Consider the following 19,268-nt stretch of genomic DNA (forward strand, 5'->3'; position numbering starts at 1 on the left):
GGTGTCGTACCCCGCATGGCTGAGACGACCTTCGACAAGGTGACCATGTTCGGCGCGGACTGGTGCCGCGACTGCCGGCGCTCCAAGGCGCTGCTCGACGGACTCGGGATCGACTACGACTACGTCGACGTCGAGGCCGACCTGACCGCCGCCGACCGCGCCGAGGCGATCAGCGGCCGGAAGAACATCCCGGTCGTGGTGCTCCCGGACGGCAAGCACTTCGTGGAGCCGTCCGACGCCGAGCTCCGGGGCGAGCTGGAGGCCTCCGGGCTGGTCTGACCGACCGCTCGACGGCTTCCTGGGAGGACACCGAGCGGACGGGGTGTTGTCTCTGGGGCTGGTCGCACCCGGTGCCCGCCGGGCGGACCGACCCCCACACAAGGAGGCACACCGTGCTCGGTCTCATCGTCAGCCTGATCATCATCGGACTCATCGCCGGCGCGATCGCGCGCCTGGTCATCCCCGGCAAGCAGAACATCGGCATCCTCATGACGATCGTCCTCGGGATCGTCGGCTCGTTCGTCGGCGGGTTCCTCGGCTTCCTGATCTTCCAGCACGACCCGATGGACGGCTTCTTCCAGCCCGCCGGCATCATCGGGTCGATCATCGGCGCCATCATCGTGCTGTTCATCTACACCCGCTTCGCCGGCCGCGGAGCGCGCACCCGCTGACGCGGGCAGCAGACGGGAGGCACGGTGCGCGTCCGACGCGCACCGTGCCTCCCGTCCGTCTGCCGCTGGTCAGTCCGCGGCGAGCCGCCCCATCTCCGCCACCACGTCGCGCAGCCGCGCCGCGAGGTCCGTCCGCGACGACACCGCGTAGCGGTGCGTCGCCTCGATCACCGCGGCCATGACGAGCGTGACCGCCGTCCGGGCGGTGTCCGCGTCCGCTCGTTCGGCAGCCACCTCGACGACCCGGGCGCGGGTGTCGGACATCCACTGGAGCATCGTCGGGACCATCTCCGGGCGGTCCTGCACCAGTTGCTTCATGCGGCGACGGTCCTCGGGGAGCGTGACCGTCCGGGCGACGAGGTCGCAGCAGTCCGCCACGAGCGAGCCCGACCCGACGAGGAACGCCGCACGGGCGTCCTCGGGGACCGTCGACGGTCCGAGTCCGAGGGCGGCGTCGCCCTTCGACGAGAAGTAGTTGAAGAACGTGCGGCTCGAGACCCCCGCCGCTGCACAGATCTCCTCGACGGTGACCCCTGCGAGCCCGTGCTCGGTCACGAGCTCGAGTGCGGCGCCGTGGATCGCGGCGCGGGTCTGCTGCTTCTTCCGCTCCCGGAGGCCGCAGGAGCCGGCGTCCGGCCCGGAGCCGTCCGCGGTCGTGCGGACGGCTCCGGTCGGGTCAGGCGTCCGAACGGTCGCGGTGGACACTGATCGACCCGGTGGTCGGTGCCGTGGGCGAACCCATGGCGTCGGCTGCACGGACGGCCTGGACCTCGAGGTCGTCCGCCGTGCCGGCCGTGCCGGCCTGCTCGCCGTCGGCCTGCTCGCCGTCGGCCTGTTCCTGGAGCGCCGAGCTCTTCCGGAGCGGCGGCGCCTTGAAGAACCAGCTCAGGACGAACGCGAGCAGGATCACCGCGAAGCCGACCCAGTACACGGTCACGGCCGAGGCGTTGAACCCGGTCATGAAGGGACGCGTCAGGGCCTCGTCGGCTCCGTTGAGGTACGACGTGTCGCTCGTCTCCGAGCTGCTGCTCGAGCTGCTCGATGACGCCTTGTCCTCGATCGTGCTCGACAGCTTCGGGGTGAGCTGGCCGACCCAGGAGGAGCGCTGTGCGGCGTCCGACCAGTCGACGGAGACGGTGCCGTCCTGCACGCTGGCGTGCGCCTTATCGGCGACGGTGGCGAGGGCCTGCTGCTCGGCGGCGGGGGTGGCGGCGGCGACCTGCTGGTCGATGACCTGCTGCGCGGCGGCTGCGGGGACGGCGCCGGCGGCGACCTGCTGCTGCACGGCGGCCGTCACCTGCTTCGTGACCGCCGCGTCCGCGGCGCCCTTGGCCTCGGCCGCCGCGCTGTCGAGCTGCTGCTGCACGTTCTTCTGCACCGGTTCGACGATCGGGTCCCAGATCTGGTCCATCACGCCCTGGTTGGCCTTCGCGGAGGCGACGGTCGGGTTCAACGCGGCGTCGAGCGCGGAGGACAGGTTCGACCGGTCCGCCGTGGCGTGGAGGATGTTCGTCGGCATGATCGAGAACAGCACGGAGAGCAGGACCGCGGTGCCGAGCGTGCCACCGATCTGCCGGAAGAACGTCGCCGACGAGGTCGCGACTCCCATGTCCCGCGGCTGCACGGAGTTCTGGGACGCCAGGGTGATGCTCTGCATGAGCTGGCCGAGGCCGAGCCCGATGAGGAACATGCCGATCATGAGGAACCAGAGCGGCTTGTCGATCGTCATGAAGGTCAGCACGACGTACCCGACGGACACGAGCGCGGTGCCGATCACCGGGAAGATCCGGTAGCGGCCGGTTCGGGCGACGATCTGCCCGGAGGCGATCGACGCGATCATCAGGCCGCCGATCATCGGGAGGGTGGCGAACCCGGACTCGGTCGGGGTGAGGCCGGTCACGATCTGCAGGTAGAGCGGGATGGTCAGCATCGCGCCGAACATCGCGAACCCGACGAGGAACCCGAGACCGGTCGCCATCGAGAAGACACCGGAGCGGAAGAGCTTGAGCGGGATGATCGCGTCGTCCTGCATGAGCGACTCGATCACGAGGAACGCCACGAGCCCGAGCGCACCGATCACGTAGCAGGCGATGGCGGCTGCGGAGCCCCAGCCCCAGGTGCGGCCCTGCTCGGCGACGAGGAGCAGCGGGACGAGCGTCACGATGACGGAGGTGGCGCCCCACCAGTCGATGCGCGGCTTGGCCTTGGCGTCACCGAACTTCGGGAGGTGCAGGAACGCGATCACCATGATGAGCGCGCCGACGCCGATCGGGACGTTGACCAGGAACACCCAGCGCCAGCCGGTGATCCAGAGGATCTCGTCCGCGCCGGAGAAGAGGCCGCCGATGAGCGGGCCGATGACGGACGAGATGCCGAAGACCGCGAGGAAGTACCCCTGGTACTTGGCGCGCTCGCGCGGCGCGAGGATGTCGCCCATGATCGCGAGCGGCAGCGACATGAGCGCACCGGCACCGATGCCCTGGAACGCGCGGAACGCCGCGAGCATGATCATCGACGTCGAGAGCGTCGAGAGCAGCGAGCCGAGGATGAACACCGCGATGCCGAAGATGTAGAGCGGTCGGCGACCGAACACGTCGGAGAGCTTGCCGTAGATCGGCGTCGTGATCGTCGACGTGATGAGGTACGCGGTCGTGACCCAGGCCTGCTGGTCGAGGCCGTGCAGGTCGTCACCGATCGTGCGGATCGCCGTCCCGACGATCGTCTGGTCGAGCGACGACAGGAACACGCCGGCCATCAGGCCGTAGATGACGAGGAGGATCTGCCGGTGCGACATGATCGGCTTCGCCGGCGTGACCGCCGGAGCCGATGATCGCCCGCGCTGCACCTCGACCGGTGCGGTGGCAGTGGACATCTGGTTCCCAACTCTCAAACTTGCAGACCGCGCAACTTTACATCAGCGGCACCTTTGCTTGCAATGCATGTTTGCCATCGTGCACGCTCGGTGAACGGCTTCTCAGGTACCGTGGCCCGATGGGGCGGACGAGCTGGACCGAGGTACCGACGACGCTGCGGACACGGATCGAGGCGGCACTCGGTGGCCCGGTCGTCCAGGCGCGGTCGCAGTCCTCGGGATGGTCGCCCGGGAGCGCCGACCGAGTCGTCACGGCGGACGGCCGACGCGCGTTCGTGAAGAGCGTCGCCCGGTCCCGCAACGGCGACAGCGCGGACATGCACCGGCGCGAGGCACGGGTCATGGCGGCGATCCCGACCGAGGTGCGGGCACCGCGACTGATCGCCGCGTTCGACGAGGCGCACGACGGCGACGACTGGATCGCGCTCGTGCTCGACGACGTCGACGGCCGGCACCCGGGGGCCGACGGACGCGGACACGACACCACAGCGGTCCTCGACGCGCTCGACACCCTGCCCCGTGCGACCGGCACGCTCGCCACGCTCCCACGGATGGCCGACGAGCTCCGCGACGAGTTCGCCGCGTGGGACCGGATGCTCGTCGACGGGCTGGCCCAGGAGGTCCCGGACGACGTCAGGGCAGCAGCGGGCCGGTTCGCTGCAGCGGCGCGCGGGGCGCACCTGCTCGTCGACGGCGACCACCTCGTGCACGCCGACTGCCGGGCCGACAACCTCCTGGTGGACGCCGACGGCCGGGTCTGGGTCGTCGACTGGCCCTGGGCGTCCGTCGGGGCGCACTGGCTCGACCCGCTCACGTACCTCCTCGACACCCTGGTCCGCGGTGAGCACGACGACGTCGATCGACACCTCGCCACGCACCCCGTCTTCGCCGGACTCGTCGGGTCGACGGTCGACGCCGTGCTCGCGGCGCTCGCGGGGCTGTTCCTCGAGAAGGCCGCGCAGCCGGCGCCACCAGCGATGCCGACGATCCGCGACTTCCAGCGGAGCGAGGGCGTCGCCGCTGCGCGCTGGGTGCTCCGCCGCTGGGCCGCGAGCACGCACTGACGCGCGGCCACCGCCCTGGAGCGGCAGCATCGACCACATCCGCCGGGTCGTCGAGTCCGCCGCGGCTCCGGGCGACGGAGGACCAGCACGAGGGGGACGGGGCGTCCAGGCTCGGCGGACCGCGGAGCGTACCGTCCATGCCATGACCGAAGAGCACGCACACCACCGTCCCGAGGACGACGCCGCGCGCCTCGGGCTCGTCGTCGTCGGCGAGGCCGCCGCCCTGCACGCGGGGGACGATGCATCACTCGACGCCAGCGAACAGAACATCCGCGACACCGTCGACGACCTCGTGGACGAGCCCCTCACCGAGCGACAGGAGGAGGTCGTCGAACGGCTCGCCTCGGCAGGTGGCACCCTGACCGCGGGGCTGAGCGGCGCGCTCGCGGCCTCGACCGACCGCAGCGTCGACGACGTCCTCGGCGGTGCCGCACGGAGCGTCGTGTGGCAGCAGCGCCTGTCGCAGGAGCGTGAGGACGCCGGTCGTCAGCAGACCGAGCGCCACGAGGACGACGGGCGCGGCGAGGGCTGACCCCCACCGCGCCCGCTCGTCGGACGGCCGCCGCTAGTCGGCGTCCACCGAATCCTGCTCGCGGGCGACGGCGCGTGCAGCGGCCTGCCCGGTCGTCGTGCTCTTCACGATGTCGCTCAGCGTGAAGCCGGCGGTCGTCCCGAGGAGTGCGTCGACCTCGCTGAACTGGCTCACGACGCTCTTCGAGAGCGACCCGGCTCCGTCCGACGACACCACCGTCAGCTTGTCGATGTTGCCCATGGGTGCCGCGAGTTCGCGCGCGATGCTCGGCAGCGTCTCGATCGCCTTCACGCGGAGGACCGCCTCGGAGTGCTGCGCGAGCGCGTCGGCCTGCGCCTTCGTGGCGTCGGCCTCCGCCTGACCCTTGGCGCGGATCGCGTCGGCCGCTGCCTCACCCTCGGCGCGCGAGGCGTCGGCGGCGAGCTTGCGGGCCTCGGCCTCGGCCTGGGCCTCGGCCGCGACGGCCTCGGCGGAGATGCGTCGGGCCTCGGCCTGCGCGCGGGCCGTCTCGACCTGGGCGCCGGCAGCGGCTTCGGCCTCGAGCCGGGTCTTGCGGGCGTTCGCCTCGGCCACGGCGGTGACCTCGGACTCGAGCTCGGCGCGACGGAGTTCGGCACGCTTCTGCGCCGTCAGCTGCTCCTGCTCCACGACGCCCTGCGCGGCGCGGGCGTGGGCGAGCGGACCAGCGGCAGCAGCCTCGGCCGACGCCCGGTCGGAGTCGAGCTGGAGTGCGGCTCGGCGGATCGCGAGCGCGTTCTCGGCCTCGGCGATCGCCTGGTCCGCACGGGCACGGGCCTCACGTGCTTCGCGGTCGGCCTGCGCCTCGGCGTTCTCGGCCTCGAGCCGGACACGGGCGCGCTCGGCACGGCCGAGGTCGCTGATGTACTCGTTGCGGTCCGAGATGCCCTTGATCTCGAACGAGTCGACGTCGAGGCCCTGGCTGTGCAGCGCGTCCTTCGCGACGTCGAGGACCGCCACCGTCAGCTGGTCACGGTTGCGGATGATCGTCGACACGTCGGTCGCGCCGATCGAGGCGCGGAGCGAACCCGACAGGACCTCGCGCGCGAAGTCGTCGATCTTCTTCTCCTGGCCGAGGAAGCGCTGCGCGGCGGCCCGGATGGACGCGTCGGCCTCGCCGACCTTGACGAGCGCCACCGCCTCGACGTCGATCGTGACGCCGCGAGAGTCCTGCGCGTTGACGTTGATGTCGATCGCGCGCGAGCTCAGCGACAGCTTCGCGACGCGCTCGAAGAACGGTCGGACGAGCACGCCGGCACCGAGGACGACCTTGATGCCGGACTCGACGGTCTCGGTGCCGTCGGCGTTCTTCACCTTGCGCGACCGCTTGCCGGTGATGATGAGCGCTTCGTCCGCGCCGGCGTTGCGGTAGACGAGCTTGGCGTAGACGAGCACGATCACCGCGAGGACGACCACGCCCACGATGATCAGCGGAACGGCGCCGAGTGCGAACAGGACTTCCATGTCTCCCCCTCACGGTAACCGCCGTCCGGCGGGTGCCGAACCGGGATTCCGCATGTGTTGTTCTGTTCACTCCACCCTACCGGGCCGCACCGACGGTGGGAGGCGCGGTGCGGGTCGGACCTGCACCGCGCCTCCCGGCCGGGTCCGCGTCAGCGCGCCGACGTCACGATCCGTCCGCGTCGTCCGGGGCGCTCGGACCCGTGCGCACCTGCGTGACCGCAGCCGTCGGGTTCATCCCCCGCTTCTTCATCGCACGCGCTCGCTCGCCCGCCGAGCGGAGTCGCGGATTGACGTACTCGTCGATGCCGAAGTTGATGAGCGACAGCGCCACGCCGAGGAGCGCGATGCAGAGCCCGGCCGGGACGTACCACCACCAGTAGTCGGGGAACGCGTTGTTCTGCTGCGCCCAGAACAGGATCGTGCCCCAGTTGAGGTTCGACACCGGGATGACACCGATGAACGCGAGCGTGGTCAGCCCGAGGACGGCCGCGGTCATCGTGCCGACGAAGCTGGACGCGATGATCGCCATGAGGTTCGGCAGCATCTCGACGAGGATGATGCGGTGCAGCGGCTCGCCGTTCGCCCGTGCGGCCTGGATGAAGTCGCGGTTGCGGAGCGACATCGTCTGCGCGCGGAGCACACGGGCTCCCCACGCCCACCCGGTGAACCCGAGCACCGCGGCGACCACCCAGAGCGGCGGGTCCTGGAACTGCGACGCGACGATGATCATCAGCGGCAGCCCGGGGATGACGAGGAACACGTTGGACAGCGCCGACAGCGACTCGCTCTTCCACCCGCGGAGGTAGCCCGCGGTGACACCGACCGCGATCGCCACCACCGTCGCCATGACGGTCGCGAGGAACCCGACGACGAGCACGCCGCGGGTGCCGTAGACGAGCTGGCTGAAGACGTCCTGGCCGATGTGCGTGGTCCCGAGCAGGTGCTGGAACGACGGCGGCTGGAGGGTCGCATCGAGGTTCTGCGCGTTCGGGTCGTCCGGCGCGATGAGCGGCGCGAACAGTGCGACGACCGCGAACACTCCGAGGATGACGAGGCCGGTGGCCGACTTCGGGTTGCTGAACATCGCCATGGAGGCGCGGAGTTGCGACCAGAAGGTACGGTCGCCTCCGCGCGCGGTGCGTCCGGAGGGCTCGTCGGTGACGACCGCAGCGGTCTCCGGTGCCCCGGCTCCGACCGGGTTGATCAGGATCGGCGTCTTCTCGGTGGTCATGGTCAGGACTCCGTCTGGCGGGTGCGGGGATCGAGGACGGCGTACGCGACGTCGGCGATGACGTTCGCGACGAGGACGGCGAGCACCAGCACGAGGAAGATCCCCTGCATGAGCGCGTAGTCCTTGGCGTTCGTGGCGTTGAGCAGCAGCAGTCCGATGCCCGGGTAGGAGAACACCATCTCCATGACGAGCGTGCCGCCGACGATGAAGCCGATCGCGAGCGCGAAGCTCTGGATCTGCGGGAGCACGGCGTTCCGCGCGGCGTACCCCCAGAGGACGCGACGGTTCGGCATGCCCTTCGCCTGCGCGACGGTGATGTAGTCCTCGTCGAGGACGGTCAGCATCATGTTCCGCATCCCGAGGACCCACCCGCCGAGCGAGACGATGACGATCGTGACGACCGGGAGGACCGCGTGCGACACCACCTCGCCGATGAACGCGCCGTTCCAGCCGGGCTCCACCCCGATCTCGTACGCGTGACCGGCGGGGAACCACCCGAGCGCGGTCGAGAACACCGCGATGAAGATCAGGCCGAGCCAGAAGTACGGGACGGTCCCGAGGAAGGTCGTCACCGGGACGAGCGCGTCGAGACGGCTGCCGCGGCGCCACCCGATGACCGCGCCGACGGCCGTCCCGGTGAGGAACGAGATGATCGTCGCGACGCCGACCAGGCCGAGCGTCCACGGCAGTGCGGAGGCGATGGCCTCGCCGACGGGTGCGAGCCCGGTCGAGATCGAGATGCCGAGGTTGCCGTGCAGGAGCATGTCCCAGTAGTTCACGTACTGCTGCCAGAGCGGCACGGTCTTGTCGAGCCCGAACAGTGCCCGCAGTGCCTTCTCGGCGTCTGGTGTGATCTGTCCCTGGCTCCTCGCCATGAACGCCTGCACCGCGTCGCCCTTGAGCATGCGCGGCAGGAAGAAGTTCAGCGTGATGGCCGCCCAGAGCGTGAAGAGGTAGAAGAGCACGCGGCCGCCGATGAACCGCCACGGGATGCGACGCCCCTGCCCGTCGGTCGCCGCTGCGGTGGTGCCGACGAGCGTCGGGTCGACCGGTGCTCGGCCCGCGGGGTCCTGGTCGGTCGTGTGCTGGGCCGTCGTGCTCATCGCGCACCTCCTGCGTGCTGCTCCGCGAGCCTGCGGAAGTGGAGTTCGGGGTCCGGGGACGCAGCGCGCAGCTCGCGCGTGTAGGGGTCCTTCGGGTCGAGGATGACGTCGTCGGCCGGGCCCTGCTCGACGACCCGACCCTGGTTGAGCACCATGATCTCGTCGCTGAAGTGCCGCGCGGTCGCCAGGTCGTGCGTGATGTAGAGCACGCCGAGGCCCTCCTCGCGCTGCAGTTCCGCGAGCAGGCCGAGCACGCCGAGCCGGATGGACACGTCGAGCATCGAGACCGGTTCGTCGGCGACGAGGAGCGACGGTCGGGACGCCAGTGCCCGGGCGATCGCGACGCGCTGCCGCTGGCCGCCGGAGAGCTCGTGCGGACGGCGGTCGATCACGGCGTCCGCGTCGAGCCGGACCCGTTCGAGGAGCCGTCGGACCTCGGCGTCCACCTCGCGCGACGGGACGACGTGGTCGAGTCGGAGCGGGCGCTCCACGTGGTGCCGGATGGAGTGGTACGGGTTCAGCGAGGCGAAGGGGTCCTGGAACACCATCCGCAGCTGCTGCCGGTACTTCCGGAGGCCCTTCCCGAACGTCGGGACGGGCTGACCGTCCAGGAGCACGGTGCCGCTCGTCGGCCGTTCGAGCTGCGTCAGGATCTTGGCGATCGTGGACTTGCCGCTGCCGGACTGCCCGACGAGGCCGAGCGTCTGGCCGGACGACAGCGTGAAGCTCACCGCGTCGAGCGCCCGGAGCTGACCGGCCCCACGGACGTTGTAGGTCTTCGTGACAGAGCGGAACTCGAGGGTCGTCATCGCGCGACCACCCCTTTCTCGCCGGTGAGGCGCGGGAACGACGCGAGGAGTCGCTGGGTGTAGGGGTGCTGTGGGTCGTTCCAGATGCGTTCTGCCGTCGCCAGCTCGACGATCTCGCCCTCGCGCATGATCGCGATGCGGTCGCTGATCTCGAGCAGGAGCGGCAGGTCGTGGGTGATGAACACGACCGAGAAGCCGAACTCGTGCCGGAGCTGCGAGATCTGCCCGAGGATCTCGCGCTGCACGAGGACGTCGAGCGCGGTCGTCGGTTCGTCCATGACCATGAGCTGCGGCCGGAGGGCGAGCGCCATCGCGATCATCACGCGCTGGCGCATGCCGCCGGAGAGTTCGTGCGGGTAGGAGCGCCGTCGTGCTCCTCCGACCTTGACGATCTCGAGCAGCTCGACCACGGCGCGCCGACGCTCGGTCCGGCTGAGGTCCGGTCGGTGCACCTCGAAGACGTCCTCGAGCTGCGAGCCGATCGTCGCGACCGGGTTCAGGGCGTTCATCGCGCCCTGGAACACCATCGAGATCTTGTCCCAGCGGAACCGGCGCATGGCTTCCGCGTCGAGGGCGTTGAGGTCGACGTCGGTGCCGTCCGCGTCGTGGAACGTGACGGAGCCGCTCGTGATGACGGCCGGCGGACGGAGGAGCCGTTGGACGCCGTACGCCAGCGTGGTCTTGCCGCAGCCGCTCTCGCCGGCGAGCCCGACGATCTCGCCGCGGCCGATCTCGAGGTCGACGTTCTTGACGGCCCGGACGGGTGGGTCCACGTCGTACACGACGGAGAAGTCGCGCACGGACAGGAGGGTTCCTGACATGTGCTTGTCGCTTTCGTGTTCGCCGGAGGCGGGGCGGGGCGGCGCTGCCTCGCCGGAAACGGGACAGGGCGGAGCGGGGCGCCGCTGCCTCTCGGAGGCGGGGCGGCACCGCTGCCTCGGCGCCGCCCCGGGTTCTTCGGATGGACTACTTCGTGACCGGCTTCAGGTTCATGAGCACCTGCACCGCCTGCGGCGTCGTCGGGTCGGCCGTCGCGTACGGGTCGTCCTCGCTCGGCCAGCCCGTGAACTCGCGGGTGTTGTACTCACCCAGCTGCGGGTGCGTCCCGATCGGGATCGCGGGCACCTCGTCGACGAAGATCGTCTGGATCTGGTCGAGCAGCTTCGTGCGGGTCGCGTCGTCGCTGGCGTTCGCGTACTCCTTGAGGAGCTTCGTCGCCTCCGGGTTGTCGTAGCGGCCGAAGTTGTCGGCGACCTGGCCGTTGTTCTCCTGCTCGAGGTACGAGCCGTTCATCGTGTCGTCGTAGATGTGCCACGGGTTCGACCCGGAGCCCGTCCAGTGCAGCGCGGCGTCGAAGTTGCCGGTCGCGATGTTCGAGGTCCACGTGTCGGCGTCCGGGGTCGAGACCTTGACGTCGGCTCCGAGGGTCTTCTTCACCTGGGTCGCGATGAGCTGGATGCCGGTGACGTAGTCGTTCCACCCCTGCGGGTTCTGCAGCGTGAAGGACACGGCCTTGCCGGACGGGTCCATCAACGCGCCGCTCTTCCAGGTGTAGCCGGCGTCGGTCAGCACCTTCTTCGCGCCGTCGACGTCGATCGAGAACTCCTTGTCCTTGTACTGGTCCGCGATGTACTGGTCACCGGTCGGCTGCGGGATGCCCGTGACGTTCTTGAGCTCGGGGCCGGCGTTGCTGCGGGCCTTCTCCGCGTGTGCCTTGCGGTCGACGACCATGTTGACGGCCTTGCGGAACGCGACGTTGTTGAACGGCGCCTTCGTGGTGTTCACCGTGATCATGTCCGGGCTGAGGATGTTGGCGCCCCAGAACACGTTGTGCTTCGGGTCCTTGTCGACGTAGTTCTTCTGGAAGTCGGTGATGAAGATCTGCGCCCAGTCGGTCTCGCCGTTCTGCAAGCCGCGGAGCAGGCCCGTGTTGTCGTTGTACTCGAGGTACTTGAGCTGGGCGACGGGGACCTTGCCGCCCCAGTAGTCGGAGCGGGCCTTGAGCACGACACCCTGCGACGAGAAGGTCGAGATCGTGTACGGACCGGTGCCGACGGCGTCCTTCACGGCGTCCTTCGTCGGGTCCTTGATGTCCTTCCACACGTGCTCGGGGACGATGCTCACCTGGAGGACGTCGCCCTGCTTGACGAACTTCGACTCGCTGAACTTCAGGACGACGTTCCCGCCGTCCTTCGCGACGCTCGTGAGCTTCATGCCGGCGAGGTCGAGCGCGGGGTTGTCCTTGATGAGGTTGTACGTGTACACGATGTCGTCGGCCGTGAAGGGCTTGCCGTCGCTCCACCGCACGCCGGACCGCGGGGTGACCGTGAGCTCGGTGTAGGCCTTGTTCCACTCGACCTTCGAGGCGAGCCACGGCGTCGTCTCGTTCTTCCCCACCGGGTTCACCATGGCGAGGGGTTCGAAGATCATCCGGTCGTACCCGAGCGACATGCCCGAGCCGGTGCTGATGAAGGGGTTGTTGATCTGCGTCGCGAGGACGGCGGAACCGTCCGGCTTCGCGATCGTCAACGACGAGCCGGCCGAGCCGCCGGACCCGCCGCCCTGCCCGTTGCTCGCACAGCCGGTCAGCGCCAGGGCGCCGAGCGCCACGACGGCCGTGGCCGTGATCAGGTGTTTGGTCAGCTTCATTGCTTCTTCCTCCGGGAACGACGTTGTTTCCGTGGCCTGGCGTCCAGGCGACTGCGGCTGAACCTAACCCGCTTACTGACCAGAAAGCAAGTAACGATTCACACCGGTGTTACGCTCCCGTCCCAGGCACCGAGCGAGAGAGTGGCGCCATGACGACAGCTGCGAACAGCACCGGTGCGCGCCCCGGTACCGAGCAGAAGCGCCGCGACATCCTGCGCGCGGCAGCGGAGACGTTCGGCGCGAAGGGCTCGACGAACGGCACCCTCGCCGACATCGCCGAGCAGGTGGGCATGACGCACGCCGGTGTGCTGCACCACTTCGGCTCGAAGCAGAACCTGCTGCTCGAGGTGCTCCGGTTCCGCGACCGGGACGACGTCGCGCACCTCGACGACCAGCAGATGCCGACCGGCCCGGGGCTGTTCATGCACCTCGTCGGGACGGCGCTGCGGAACAGCGAGCGCCCGGGGATCGTCCAGGTCTTCACGGTGCTGTCGGCGGAGGCCGTGACGGACGGCCACCCGGCCCGCGCGTACTTCGAGCACCGGTACCGCACGCTGCGGGCCGACGTCGAGGGCGCGTTCCGCGCACTCTGCGCGGACGAGGGCGTGGAGGACCCGGTGGCGGTGGACCGCGCCGCGGCGGCGATCCTCGCCGTGATGGACGGTCTGCAGCTGCAGTGGCTCTTGGATCCGGAGGCGGTGGACCTCGCGGCGGCGAGCGAGTTCGCCATCCAGGCGATCGTGAACGAGGTGCTGCAGCCCGGTCCGTCGGTCGCGTCGCACACCGCCCACTGACCGGAGGCACGGTGCGGACCCGCACCGACCTCCCTCGCAGGCTCGGTCGGCGCGCCCCGCGCAACGCTTCGCGTTGCCGCTGAGCGGGGCGCGCCAGGCCGTCAGGTGGTCGCGGCTACCGCACGTCGACGGTCGCGCGCCACCAGTCGTCGAACGGCGTCGCCGGGACGGCGCGCTTGTGCGCGGTCGCGCGGTAGCGCGCCTCGATTGCCTCGGCGACCTCGTCCGGGACGTCGTGCCCCTGCAGGTACGCGTCGATCTCCGCGTAGGTGAGCCCGAGGTTCGCCTCGTCGGTCTGCCCCGGGAGGTCGTCGAGCAGGTCCGCGGTGGGTGCCTTCTCGTACAGACGCGCAGGGGCGCCGAGGAACTCGAGGACCTGCCGTCCCTGGCTCTTCGTCAGACCGGTCAGCGGGGTGAGGTCCACGCCGCCGTCACCGTACTTCGTGAAGAACCCGGTCACGGCCTCGGCCGCGTGGTCGGTCCCGACGACGAGGAGTCCGCGCTGCCCGGCGACGGCGTACTGGGCGACCATGCGCATGCGGGCCTTCACGTTGCCCTTGACGAAGTCGCTCAGCTCGACACCGGAGGCCAGGGTGTCCTGGACGACCCCGTCGACGCCGTGCTCGATGTTCACCGTGATGCCGGGGTCGGCACCGATGAACTGCAGCGCGAGCTGCGCGTCCTCTTCGTCGGCCTGCACGCGGTACGGCATGCGCACGGTGGTGAAGGACGCGTCGTGGCCGTCGGCGCGGAGGGACTCGACGGCGAGCTGCGTGAGCTTGCCGGCGAGGGTGGAGTCCTGTCCGCCGCTGATCGCGAGGAGGTACCCCTTCGCGCCGGTGGTCAGCAGGTAGTCGCGCAGGAACCCGACCCGGCGGTCGATCTCCTGCTGCGGGTCGATGGTGGGCTGGACGTCGAGGTCCGCCGCGATCTGGGCTTGGAGTTCACGCACGGTGCCAGTATCCCCCCGCACGGGCCTCAACGGACAGGTGTCGTCCGGTCCGGACGGATGGTGTTGTCGTGGTCGGCGCCGATCGCGCACGTGCAGACGACCGCGAGGGTCTCGGACGGCGCGTGGGTCAGCCGGAAGCGTTCGACGTGGGGCGGCCCGACGTGTCGGTCGAGCGGGTGGGTGTCGTGGTCGTGCACGGTGCTCCTCATCGGTGGGCCGGCGGCGCGCGGGGCGACCGCCGCGGTGCGGTGGCACCGGGGCGCAGTGCCCGTCGGACGGGTGACGCCGGTGCGGCGGTGACCGATCACCACCGCACCGGCGTGGGAGGCCGCGACCCGAACGCGCCGCCTCCCGGGAGGGCGCGGGTGCCGGTCACCCCTGACCGGCACCCGCGCGGGTCGCGCCTAGGCCGTGCGGCGGAGGCGTCGTGCGAGGAGCGTGCCGCCGCCCGCGGCGAGGAGCAGACCGGCGATCAGCATGATCGGCAGGAGCTCGGCGCCGGTGTAGGCGAGCGAGCCCCCACCACCGCCGGCACCCGGGCCGGCGCCGGTTCCGTCACCGCCGGGGCCACCCGGGGTGCCCGGGGTGCCCGGGGTGCCCGGGGTGCCCGGGGTGCCCGGGGTGCCCGGGTCGGTCGGGTCGGTCGGGTCGACCGGCGCCGCGGCCACCGCGAAGGTCACCGAGTCGGGGTCGCTCACGAGCGTGCCGATGGTCTCGACCGCGACGGCCTCGTGGTCACCGACGGCGACGTCCGGGAACGTCACGGTCCAGGTACCGTCCTCGTCGGTGACCGTGGACTGCGTGCCGTCCTCGTCACCGTCGAGCGTGACGTCGACGTCCGAACCGGGCTCCGCGGTGCCGCTGACCGGCACGTCCGTGGTGTCGTCCTCGGTCGGCACGGTCACCTCGGTGCCGTCCTCCGGGTCGGTGATGGCGATGCCGGCGAAGGCGTCGGCCTGCACGGTCGCCGTCGCGATGTCCACCGTCGCCGCGTCGACCGCGGGGAGCAGCTCGATGCGGACGGCGCGGACCGTGGTGGCACCGGTGGCGTCGCCGTCCGGGTCGCTGAAGGCCGGGGCGGTCTGCGAGTTGACGGTGATCGACACGAGCTGGTTCACCGTGTCGAGCAGCGGGTCGAGCGCCGTGACGACCCCCTCGAGCGTGTCGACGAGGGCGGTCGTGGTGTCTGCGAGGAACTCGTCGGTCACGATGCCGCCGACCGCGGTCGTCAGCGCGGGGACGATCGCCGCACTCACCGTCGTCTCGAGTGTGGTCTCGAGTGCGGCGCCGAGGACGGCGAGCGCCCCCGACCCGGCGACGTTTACGTCCGGCGTGCCGGCCGTGTCGCCGAGCAGCTGGCCGAGGGTGGTGTCGACGCTGATGTCGAGTCCGGCGACCGGCACGGTGAGCACGCTCACCGCAGCGTCGACGTCGACCCCCACGGCGGTGGCGTCGAGCGCGTCGGTGATCGCCGCACCGAGGAGGGCCGGGACCCGGACCCGCAGGATGTCGGCGATGTCCGCCTCGATCTGCTCGTTGATGGTCGCGCTCGCGAGCAGGCGGGTGTTCGGCTGCTGGTCGTTGAGCGTGTAGAGGTCGTCGAGGTCGATCGTGATCGTGCCGGAGGAGAGGTCGATCGTGACCGCTCCGGAGGTGATCGGCGCGTCGGTGACGGCGGCGACCGCCTGGGCGAGGTCGACGTCAACGGTCACGGTGGCGGGGTCCGCGGTCACCGAGGCCACTCCCCCGAGGTCGATCGGGTTGTCATCGCCGTTGAGCACGTCGGTGACGGGTGTCAGCACCGAGTCCGAGAGGGTCTCGCTGATGCCGCCGGCGCCGAGGGCGGTGTTCACGGTGTCGCTCGCGGTGTCGAGGCTCGTGGTGAGGGCGCCCGCGAGGTCGGCGACCGCCGGGCTCACGACGGACACGTCCGCGCTGGCCACCTGGTAGTCGGTGCTGACGTCCGAGCCGGCGAAGGTACGAGTCGCCTCGGCCCGGGCGGAGAGTGCCCCGAGGTCGACGGATGCCTCGCTGATGAGGCCGTCGACGTCGAGTCCGTCGAGCAGCGGCGTCAGGTCGATGCTCGCGCCGTCGCTGCCGGGCGCGCCAACCTGGATCGCCCCGTCGCCCGTGACCGCTCCGGCCGCAGCGACGGCCGAGGTCGTGGAGGTCGACGAGTACTGCCCCGCGACGCCCACGTCGACGAGGCCGTTGGTCCCGAGGAGCCGGATGCCGTTCGGCGCGTTCACGCCGATGGAGTCCAGGACGCTGAGGTCGAGGGGGTTCGACCCGCCGTCGGCCGCGCCGCCGGGAGCGGTCGCGCCGTACGACCCGGCGAGCGCCGCGATCGTGTCGAGGTCGACGGTGCCGCTGCCCGCGAGCAGGCGACCCTCCGCCTGGGTGACGTCGGTGGCGGCCGCGTTCGCGGGGAGCGCCGCACCGCCGATGATGACCGCGGCCACGGTGGCCGTGGCGCCCGCGCGCAGCGCGAAGCGTGTTGCTGTGGATGGCATGGTGCCTCTTCCTCCGGCGGATCCCTCCGCCGCTGATCCATCCCCGGGTGGTTGGTCCGGGAATCCGACGAGACCGCTGGTGGGGCGGCCCCGGAGTCACGTGTGCGCGTCGAGCTGCGCGCGGACGGGCTTCAGCGGATCGCGTCACCCCCGTGGGTGAGGGGTGGGATGCCGGCGCTCACGCAGGACCGCTCGGTGTACGCGGTCGCGGAGTCGTTCCGGTTCATCCCTGATCCCCCTCGGGTGTGCACGGCATCGCCGTCGTGCTGAGGACTGAGCGCGGGTGGTTGGTCCGCGTTCCCTGTACAACCTACAAGGCGCCGCCCGCGTCATGGCGATACCCCCGTTCGGGGGCTGCCACGCGTGCGTTGACAGTTAGATGTCGAACAGTTAGAGTCCTGATCATGACGCAGCAGGCTCCGCAGTTCGACACCCCGCTCCAGCTCATGCGCTGGATCGGGTGGGCGCAGCGCAAGGCCGCCGAGGAGTGGGTGCGCGACCGCGACCTCACCCAGGAGCAGTCGTTCGTGCTCGGGTACCTGCAGCGGTCCCCCGGCGCAATCCAGCGTGAGCTCGCCGAGGCCACCCGGACGAGCGCCGCCAGCGTCTCGAGTCTCCTGCAGGGGCTCGAACGGCGCGGGCTCGTCGAACGTCGCCCGGACGCCGACAACGCCCGCACCAAACGGGTCCACGCCACCGAGGCGGGCGCCGCCCTCATCGCCGGGTTCGAGGACGCCATGTACGCCCTCGACGACGAGATCCTCGCACCACTGACCCCCGATGAACGCGCCACCCTGCACGAGCTCCTGCGCAAGGTGACCGCAGCCCTGCCGGAACCCACCCGGTAACGCACCACGAGCCTCCCGGCCGGAGGCACCCACCACAGCGACGGCATCCGCCGGCCGCTGTCCCCGCCGCGCCCCGACACCCCTCGGCGCGACCACCCGCGCCCTGACGCCCGTCAGCGCGCCCCACCACGCCGTGCCGACGACCGTCGGCGCGCGCTCCGCCCTGCCCAGAAGGAGGCAGCAATGAGCACCACCACGACGCAGCCCGACCACGTCGCCGACCGGAACCGCTGGTACCTGTCCGCCGCTCCGATCGTCCGCGCCCTCGTCCACCTCTGCGTGCCGATGGCCGCCGCGATGGTCGTCAGCGCGGTCTACAACGTCATCAACGCGGGCTTCATCGGCTCGCAGCACGACACGTCCCTGCTCGCCGCGATCACCTTCGGCACACCGCTCCTCGGCCTGGTCATGGCCGTGGGTGGCGTGTTCGGGGTCGGCGGCAGCGCGTTGATGTCGCGGATGCTCGGCGCCGCCGAGCACGACCCGTCCCGAGCGCAGGACATCAAGCACGTCGCAGCGTTCTCGCTCTGGGGCGCGCTCGTCACCGGAGCCGTGCTCGGCGTCCTCGGACTCCTCCTGCTGCGCCCGCTCGTCGCCCTGCTCGGCGCCGACACGGCAGCGGTCCCCGCCACGAGCGCGTACGTCGCCGTCATGCTCGCCTTCGTCCCGGTGCTCGCGGCAGCCTTCGCGCTCGAGCAGATCGTCCGCTCCGAGGGCGCCGCCCGGCAGGCGATGACCGGGCTCGTGCTGTCGACCGTCGGCAACCTGGTGTTCGACGTGCTCTTCATCCTCGTGCTGCACTGGGGTGTCGCCGGCGCAGCACTCGCGGTCGGTCTCGGCAACCTCGTCGCGATCGGCTACTGGGTGACCTGGCTGCAGCGGCACAGCGCGAACGTCAGCTTCGCACCGCGCTGGTTCACGCTCCGCGCCGACGTCGTGCGACCGGTCCTCGGCATCGGTGCGGGCGAACTACTGCAGGCGGCGTTCCTCATCGTCACGACGCTCGTCCTCAACAACCTCGCGAGCGCCTACGGCGACGACCCGCTGGCTGCCATGGGTGTCGCGGTCCGCATCGCGCAGGTCCCGGAGTTCCTCGTCATGGGCGTCACGATCGGCGTGCTGCCGCTCCTCGCCTACGCGTTCGGCAAGGGCGACGCAGCTCGACTGCGCTCGGCCCTGCGTGCGGCGGCGCTGACCGTCGGCGGGATCGTCCTGGTGTTCTCGGGCACGGTGTTCGTGTTCCGCGAGCAGGTCTTCACCGTCTTCTCGGGTGACCACGCCGTGCTCGCGATCGGCGTCACGATCCTCACCGCGCAGCTCGTCGCGACGATCGTCAACGGGTTCACCGGACTGCTGACGTCGCTGTTCCAGGCGACCGGGATGGTCGCCCCGGCCATGACGCTGTCGATGGCACAGGGTGTCCTGTTCGTGCCGATCGTCGTCCTCGGGAACCTGTGGTTCGGTCTCGCCGGGATCATCTGGGCACTCACCGTGACCGAGGTGCTCGTCTTCGTCGCGGCGCTCGTGCTGTGGGTGGTGTCCCGCGGGCGGATCGCACGCGGACTCGCCGAAGGATCGCAGGAACGCGCAGAGACGACGCTCGTCGAGTCGGCTGCCTGAGCAGCAGGCCCGTCGGACCACCGGACGGGAGGCCCGTGGCGACGCCGCCACGAACCTCCCGTCCGGTGGTCCACGCGTCGGGCGCGGGGCGCTCCGCCCACCCTCTGGGTCATGAGCGCCGCCCCGGT

The 19,268-nt window shown here is 70.7% G+C and carries 18 protein-coding genes; 7 read left to right on the forward strand and 11 right to left on the reverse strand.

What is annotated here, in order from left to right; genetic code table 11:
* Positions 1-15: 15 nt before the first annotated feature.
* Both ABC270_RS17135 and ABC270_RS17140 read left to right on the forward strand, forming a co-directional pair.
* Positions 16-279, forward strand: a complete 264-nt coding sequence (locus ABC270_RS17135; RefSeq protein ID WP_412881917.1) for a glutaredoxin family protein — start codon at positions 16-18, stop codon at positions 277-279.
* Positions 280-392: 113 nt separating this feature from the next.
* The gene (locus tag ABC270_RS17140; protein WP_412881918.1) at positions 393-671 is read left to right on the forward strand and encodes a GlsB/YeaQ/YmgE family stress response membrane protein; all 279 of its coding nucleotides are present in this window, start codon (positions 393-395) and stop codon (positions 669-671) included.
* A 69-nt stretch (positions 672-740) separates the two neighbouring features.
* Here the strand turns inward: ABC270_RS17140 and ABC270_RS17145 are convergent, their stop codons facing one another.
* The gene (locus ABC270_RS17145; RefSeq protein ID WP_412881919.1) at positions 741-1,376 is read right to left on the reverse strand and encodes a TetR/AcrR family transcriptional regulator; all 636 of its coding nucleotides are present in this window, start codon (positions 1,374-1,376) and stop codon (positions 741-743) included.
* Positions 1,348-3,543, reverse strand: a complete 2,196-nt coding sequence (locus tag ABC270_RS17150; RefSeq protein ID WP_412881920.1) for an MDR family MFS transporter — start codon at positions 3,541-3,543, stop codon at positions 1,348-1,350. Before ABC270_RS17150 ends, ABC270_RS17145 begins: the two co-directional genes overlap by 29 nt.
* A gap of 119 nt (positions 3,544-3,662) precedes the next feature.
* Here ABC270_RS17150 and ABC270_RS17155 point away from each other — a divergent pair, with 119 nt between their 5' ends.
* Together ABC270_RS17155 and ABC270_RS17160 are read left to right on the forward strand one after the other, a co-directional pair.
* Positions 3,663-4,607: a phosphotransferase gene (locus tag ABC270_RS17155; RefSeq protein WP_412881921.1), complete on the forward strand. Its 945-nt coding sequence runs from the start codon at positions 3,663-3,665 to the stop codon at positions 4,605-4,607.
* A gap of 142 nt (positions 4,608-4,749) precedes the next feature.
* A complete protein-coding gene (locus tag ABC270_RS17160) occupies positions 4,750-5,139 on the forward strand; it encodes a hypothetical protein (protein ID WP_412881922.1) in 390 nt (129 codons plus the stop codon).
* Between the two features lie 33 nt (positions 5,140-5,172).
* Here ABC270_RS17160 and ABC270_RS17165 read toward each other — a convergent pair whose 3' ends face one another.
* The 6 genes from ABC270_RS17165 to ABC270_RS17190 form a co-directional block, all read right to left on the reverse strand.
* Positions 5,173-6,621: an SPFH domain-containing protein gene (locus ABC270_RS17165; protein WP_412881923.1), complete on the reverse strand. Its 1,449-nt coding sequence runs from the start codon at positions 6,619-6,621 to the stop codon at positions 5,173-5,175.
* Between the two features lie 163 nt (positions 6,622-6,784).
* Positions 6,785-7,852, reverse strand: a complete 1,068-nt coding sequence (locus ABC270_RS17170) for an ABC transporter permease (protein ID WP_412881924.1) — start codon at positions 7,850-7,852, stop codon at positions 6,785-6,787.
* A 2-nt stretch (positions 7,853-7,854) separates the two neighbouring features.
* Positions 7,855-8,955: an ABC transporter permease gene (locus ABC270_RS17175; RefSeq protein ID WP_412881925.1), complete on the reverse strand. Its 1,101-nt coding sequence runs from the start codon at positions 8,953-8,955 to the stop codon at positions 7,855-7,857.
* Entirely contained in the window at positions 8,952-9,764 is an 813-nt protein-coding gene (locus ABC270_RS17180) for an ABC transporter ATP-binding protein (RefSeq protein WP_412881926.1), read from the reverse strand. The genes ABC270_RS17175 and ABC270_RS17180 overlap by 4 nt, the downstream gene beginning before the upstream one ends.
* On the reverse strand, positions 9,761-10,585 hold the full coding sequence (locus ABC270_RS17185; protein WP_412881927.1) for an ABC transporter ATP-binding protein: 825 nt from the start codon (positions 10,583-10,585) through the stop codon (positions 9,761-9,763). The genes ABC270_RS17180 and ABC270_RS17185 overlap by 4 nt, the downstream gene beginning before the upstream one ends.
* Before the next feature lie 145 nt (positions 10,586-10,730).
* Positions 10,731-12,413 (reverse strand): ABC transporter substrate-binding protein, encoded by a 1,683-nt coding sequence (locus ABC270_RS17190; protein ID WP_412881928.1) that lies wholly within the window; start codon positions 12,411-12,413, stop codon positions 10,731-10,733.
* 149 nt (positions 12,414-12,562) lie between these two features.
* Between ABC270_RS17190 and ABC270_RS17195 the strand changes: the two genes are divergently transcribed.
* On the forward strand, positions 12,563-13,207 hold the full coding sequence (locus ABC270_RS17195; protein WP_412881929.1) for a TetR/AcrR family transcriptional regulator: 645 nt from the start codon (positions 12,563-12,565) through the stop codon (positions 13,205-13,207).
* Between the two features lie 115 nt (positions 13,208-13,322).
* Here ABC270_RS17195 and nadE read toward each other — a convergent pair whose 3' ends face one another.
* From nadE to ABC270_RS17210, 3 genes are all read right to left on the reverse strand, one after another.
* Positions 13,323-14,159 (reverse strand): NAD(+) synthase, encoded by an 837-nt coding sequence (gene nadE / locus ABC270_RS17200; protein WP_412881930.1) that lies wholly within the window; start codon positions 14,157-14,159, stop codon positions 13,323-13,325.
* A 26-nt stretch (positions 14,160-14,185) separates the two neighbouring features.
* Entirely contained in the window at positions 14,186-14,356 is a 171-nt protein-coding gene (locus ABC270_RS17205) for a hypothetical protein (RefSeq protein WP_412881931.1), read from the reverse strand.
* Between the two features lie 207 nt (positions 14,357-14,563).
* Positions 14,564-16,672, reverse strand: coding sequence for a choice-of-anchor G family protein (locus tag ABC270_RS17210; protein WP_412881932.1), 2,109 nt, complete (start codon positions 16,670-16,672; stop codon positions 14,564-14,566).
* A 404-nt stretch (positions 16,673-17,076) separates the two neighbouring features.
* Between ABC270_RS17210 and ABC270_RS17215 the strand changes: the two genes are divergently transcribed.
* Together ABC270_RS17215 and ABC270_RS17220 are read left to right on the forward strand one after the other, a co-directional pair.
* Positions 17,077-17,520 (forward strand): MarR family winged helix-turn-helix transcriptional regulator, encoded by a 444-nt coding sequence (locus ABC270_RS17215; protein WP_412881933.1) that lies wholly within the window; start codon positions 17,077-17,079, stop codon positions 17,518-17,520.
* A 183-nt stretch (positions 17,521-17,703) separates the two neighbouring features.
* Positions 17,704-19,140: an MATE family efflux transporter gene (locus ABC270_RS17220; protein ID WP_412881934.1), complete on the forward strand. Its 1,437-nt coding sequence runs from the start codon at positions 17,704-17,706 to the stop codon at positions 19,138-19,140.
* The last annotated feature ends 128 nt before the right edge of the window (positions 19,141-19,268 follow it).

Source organism: Curtobacterium phoenicis, assembly GCF_047238015.1.
Classification (GTDB): Bacteria; Actinomycetota; Actinomycetes; order Actinomycetales; family Microbacteriaceae; genus Curtobacterium.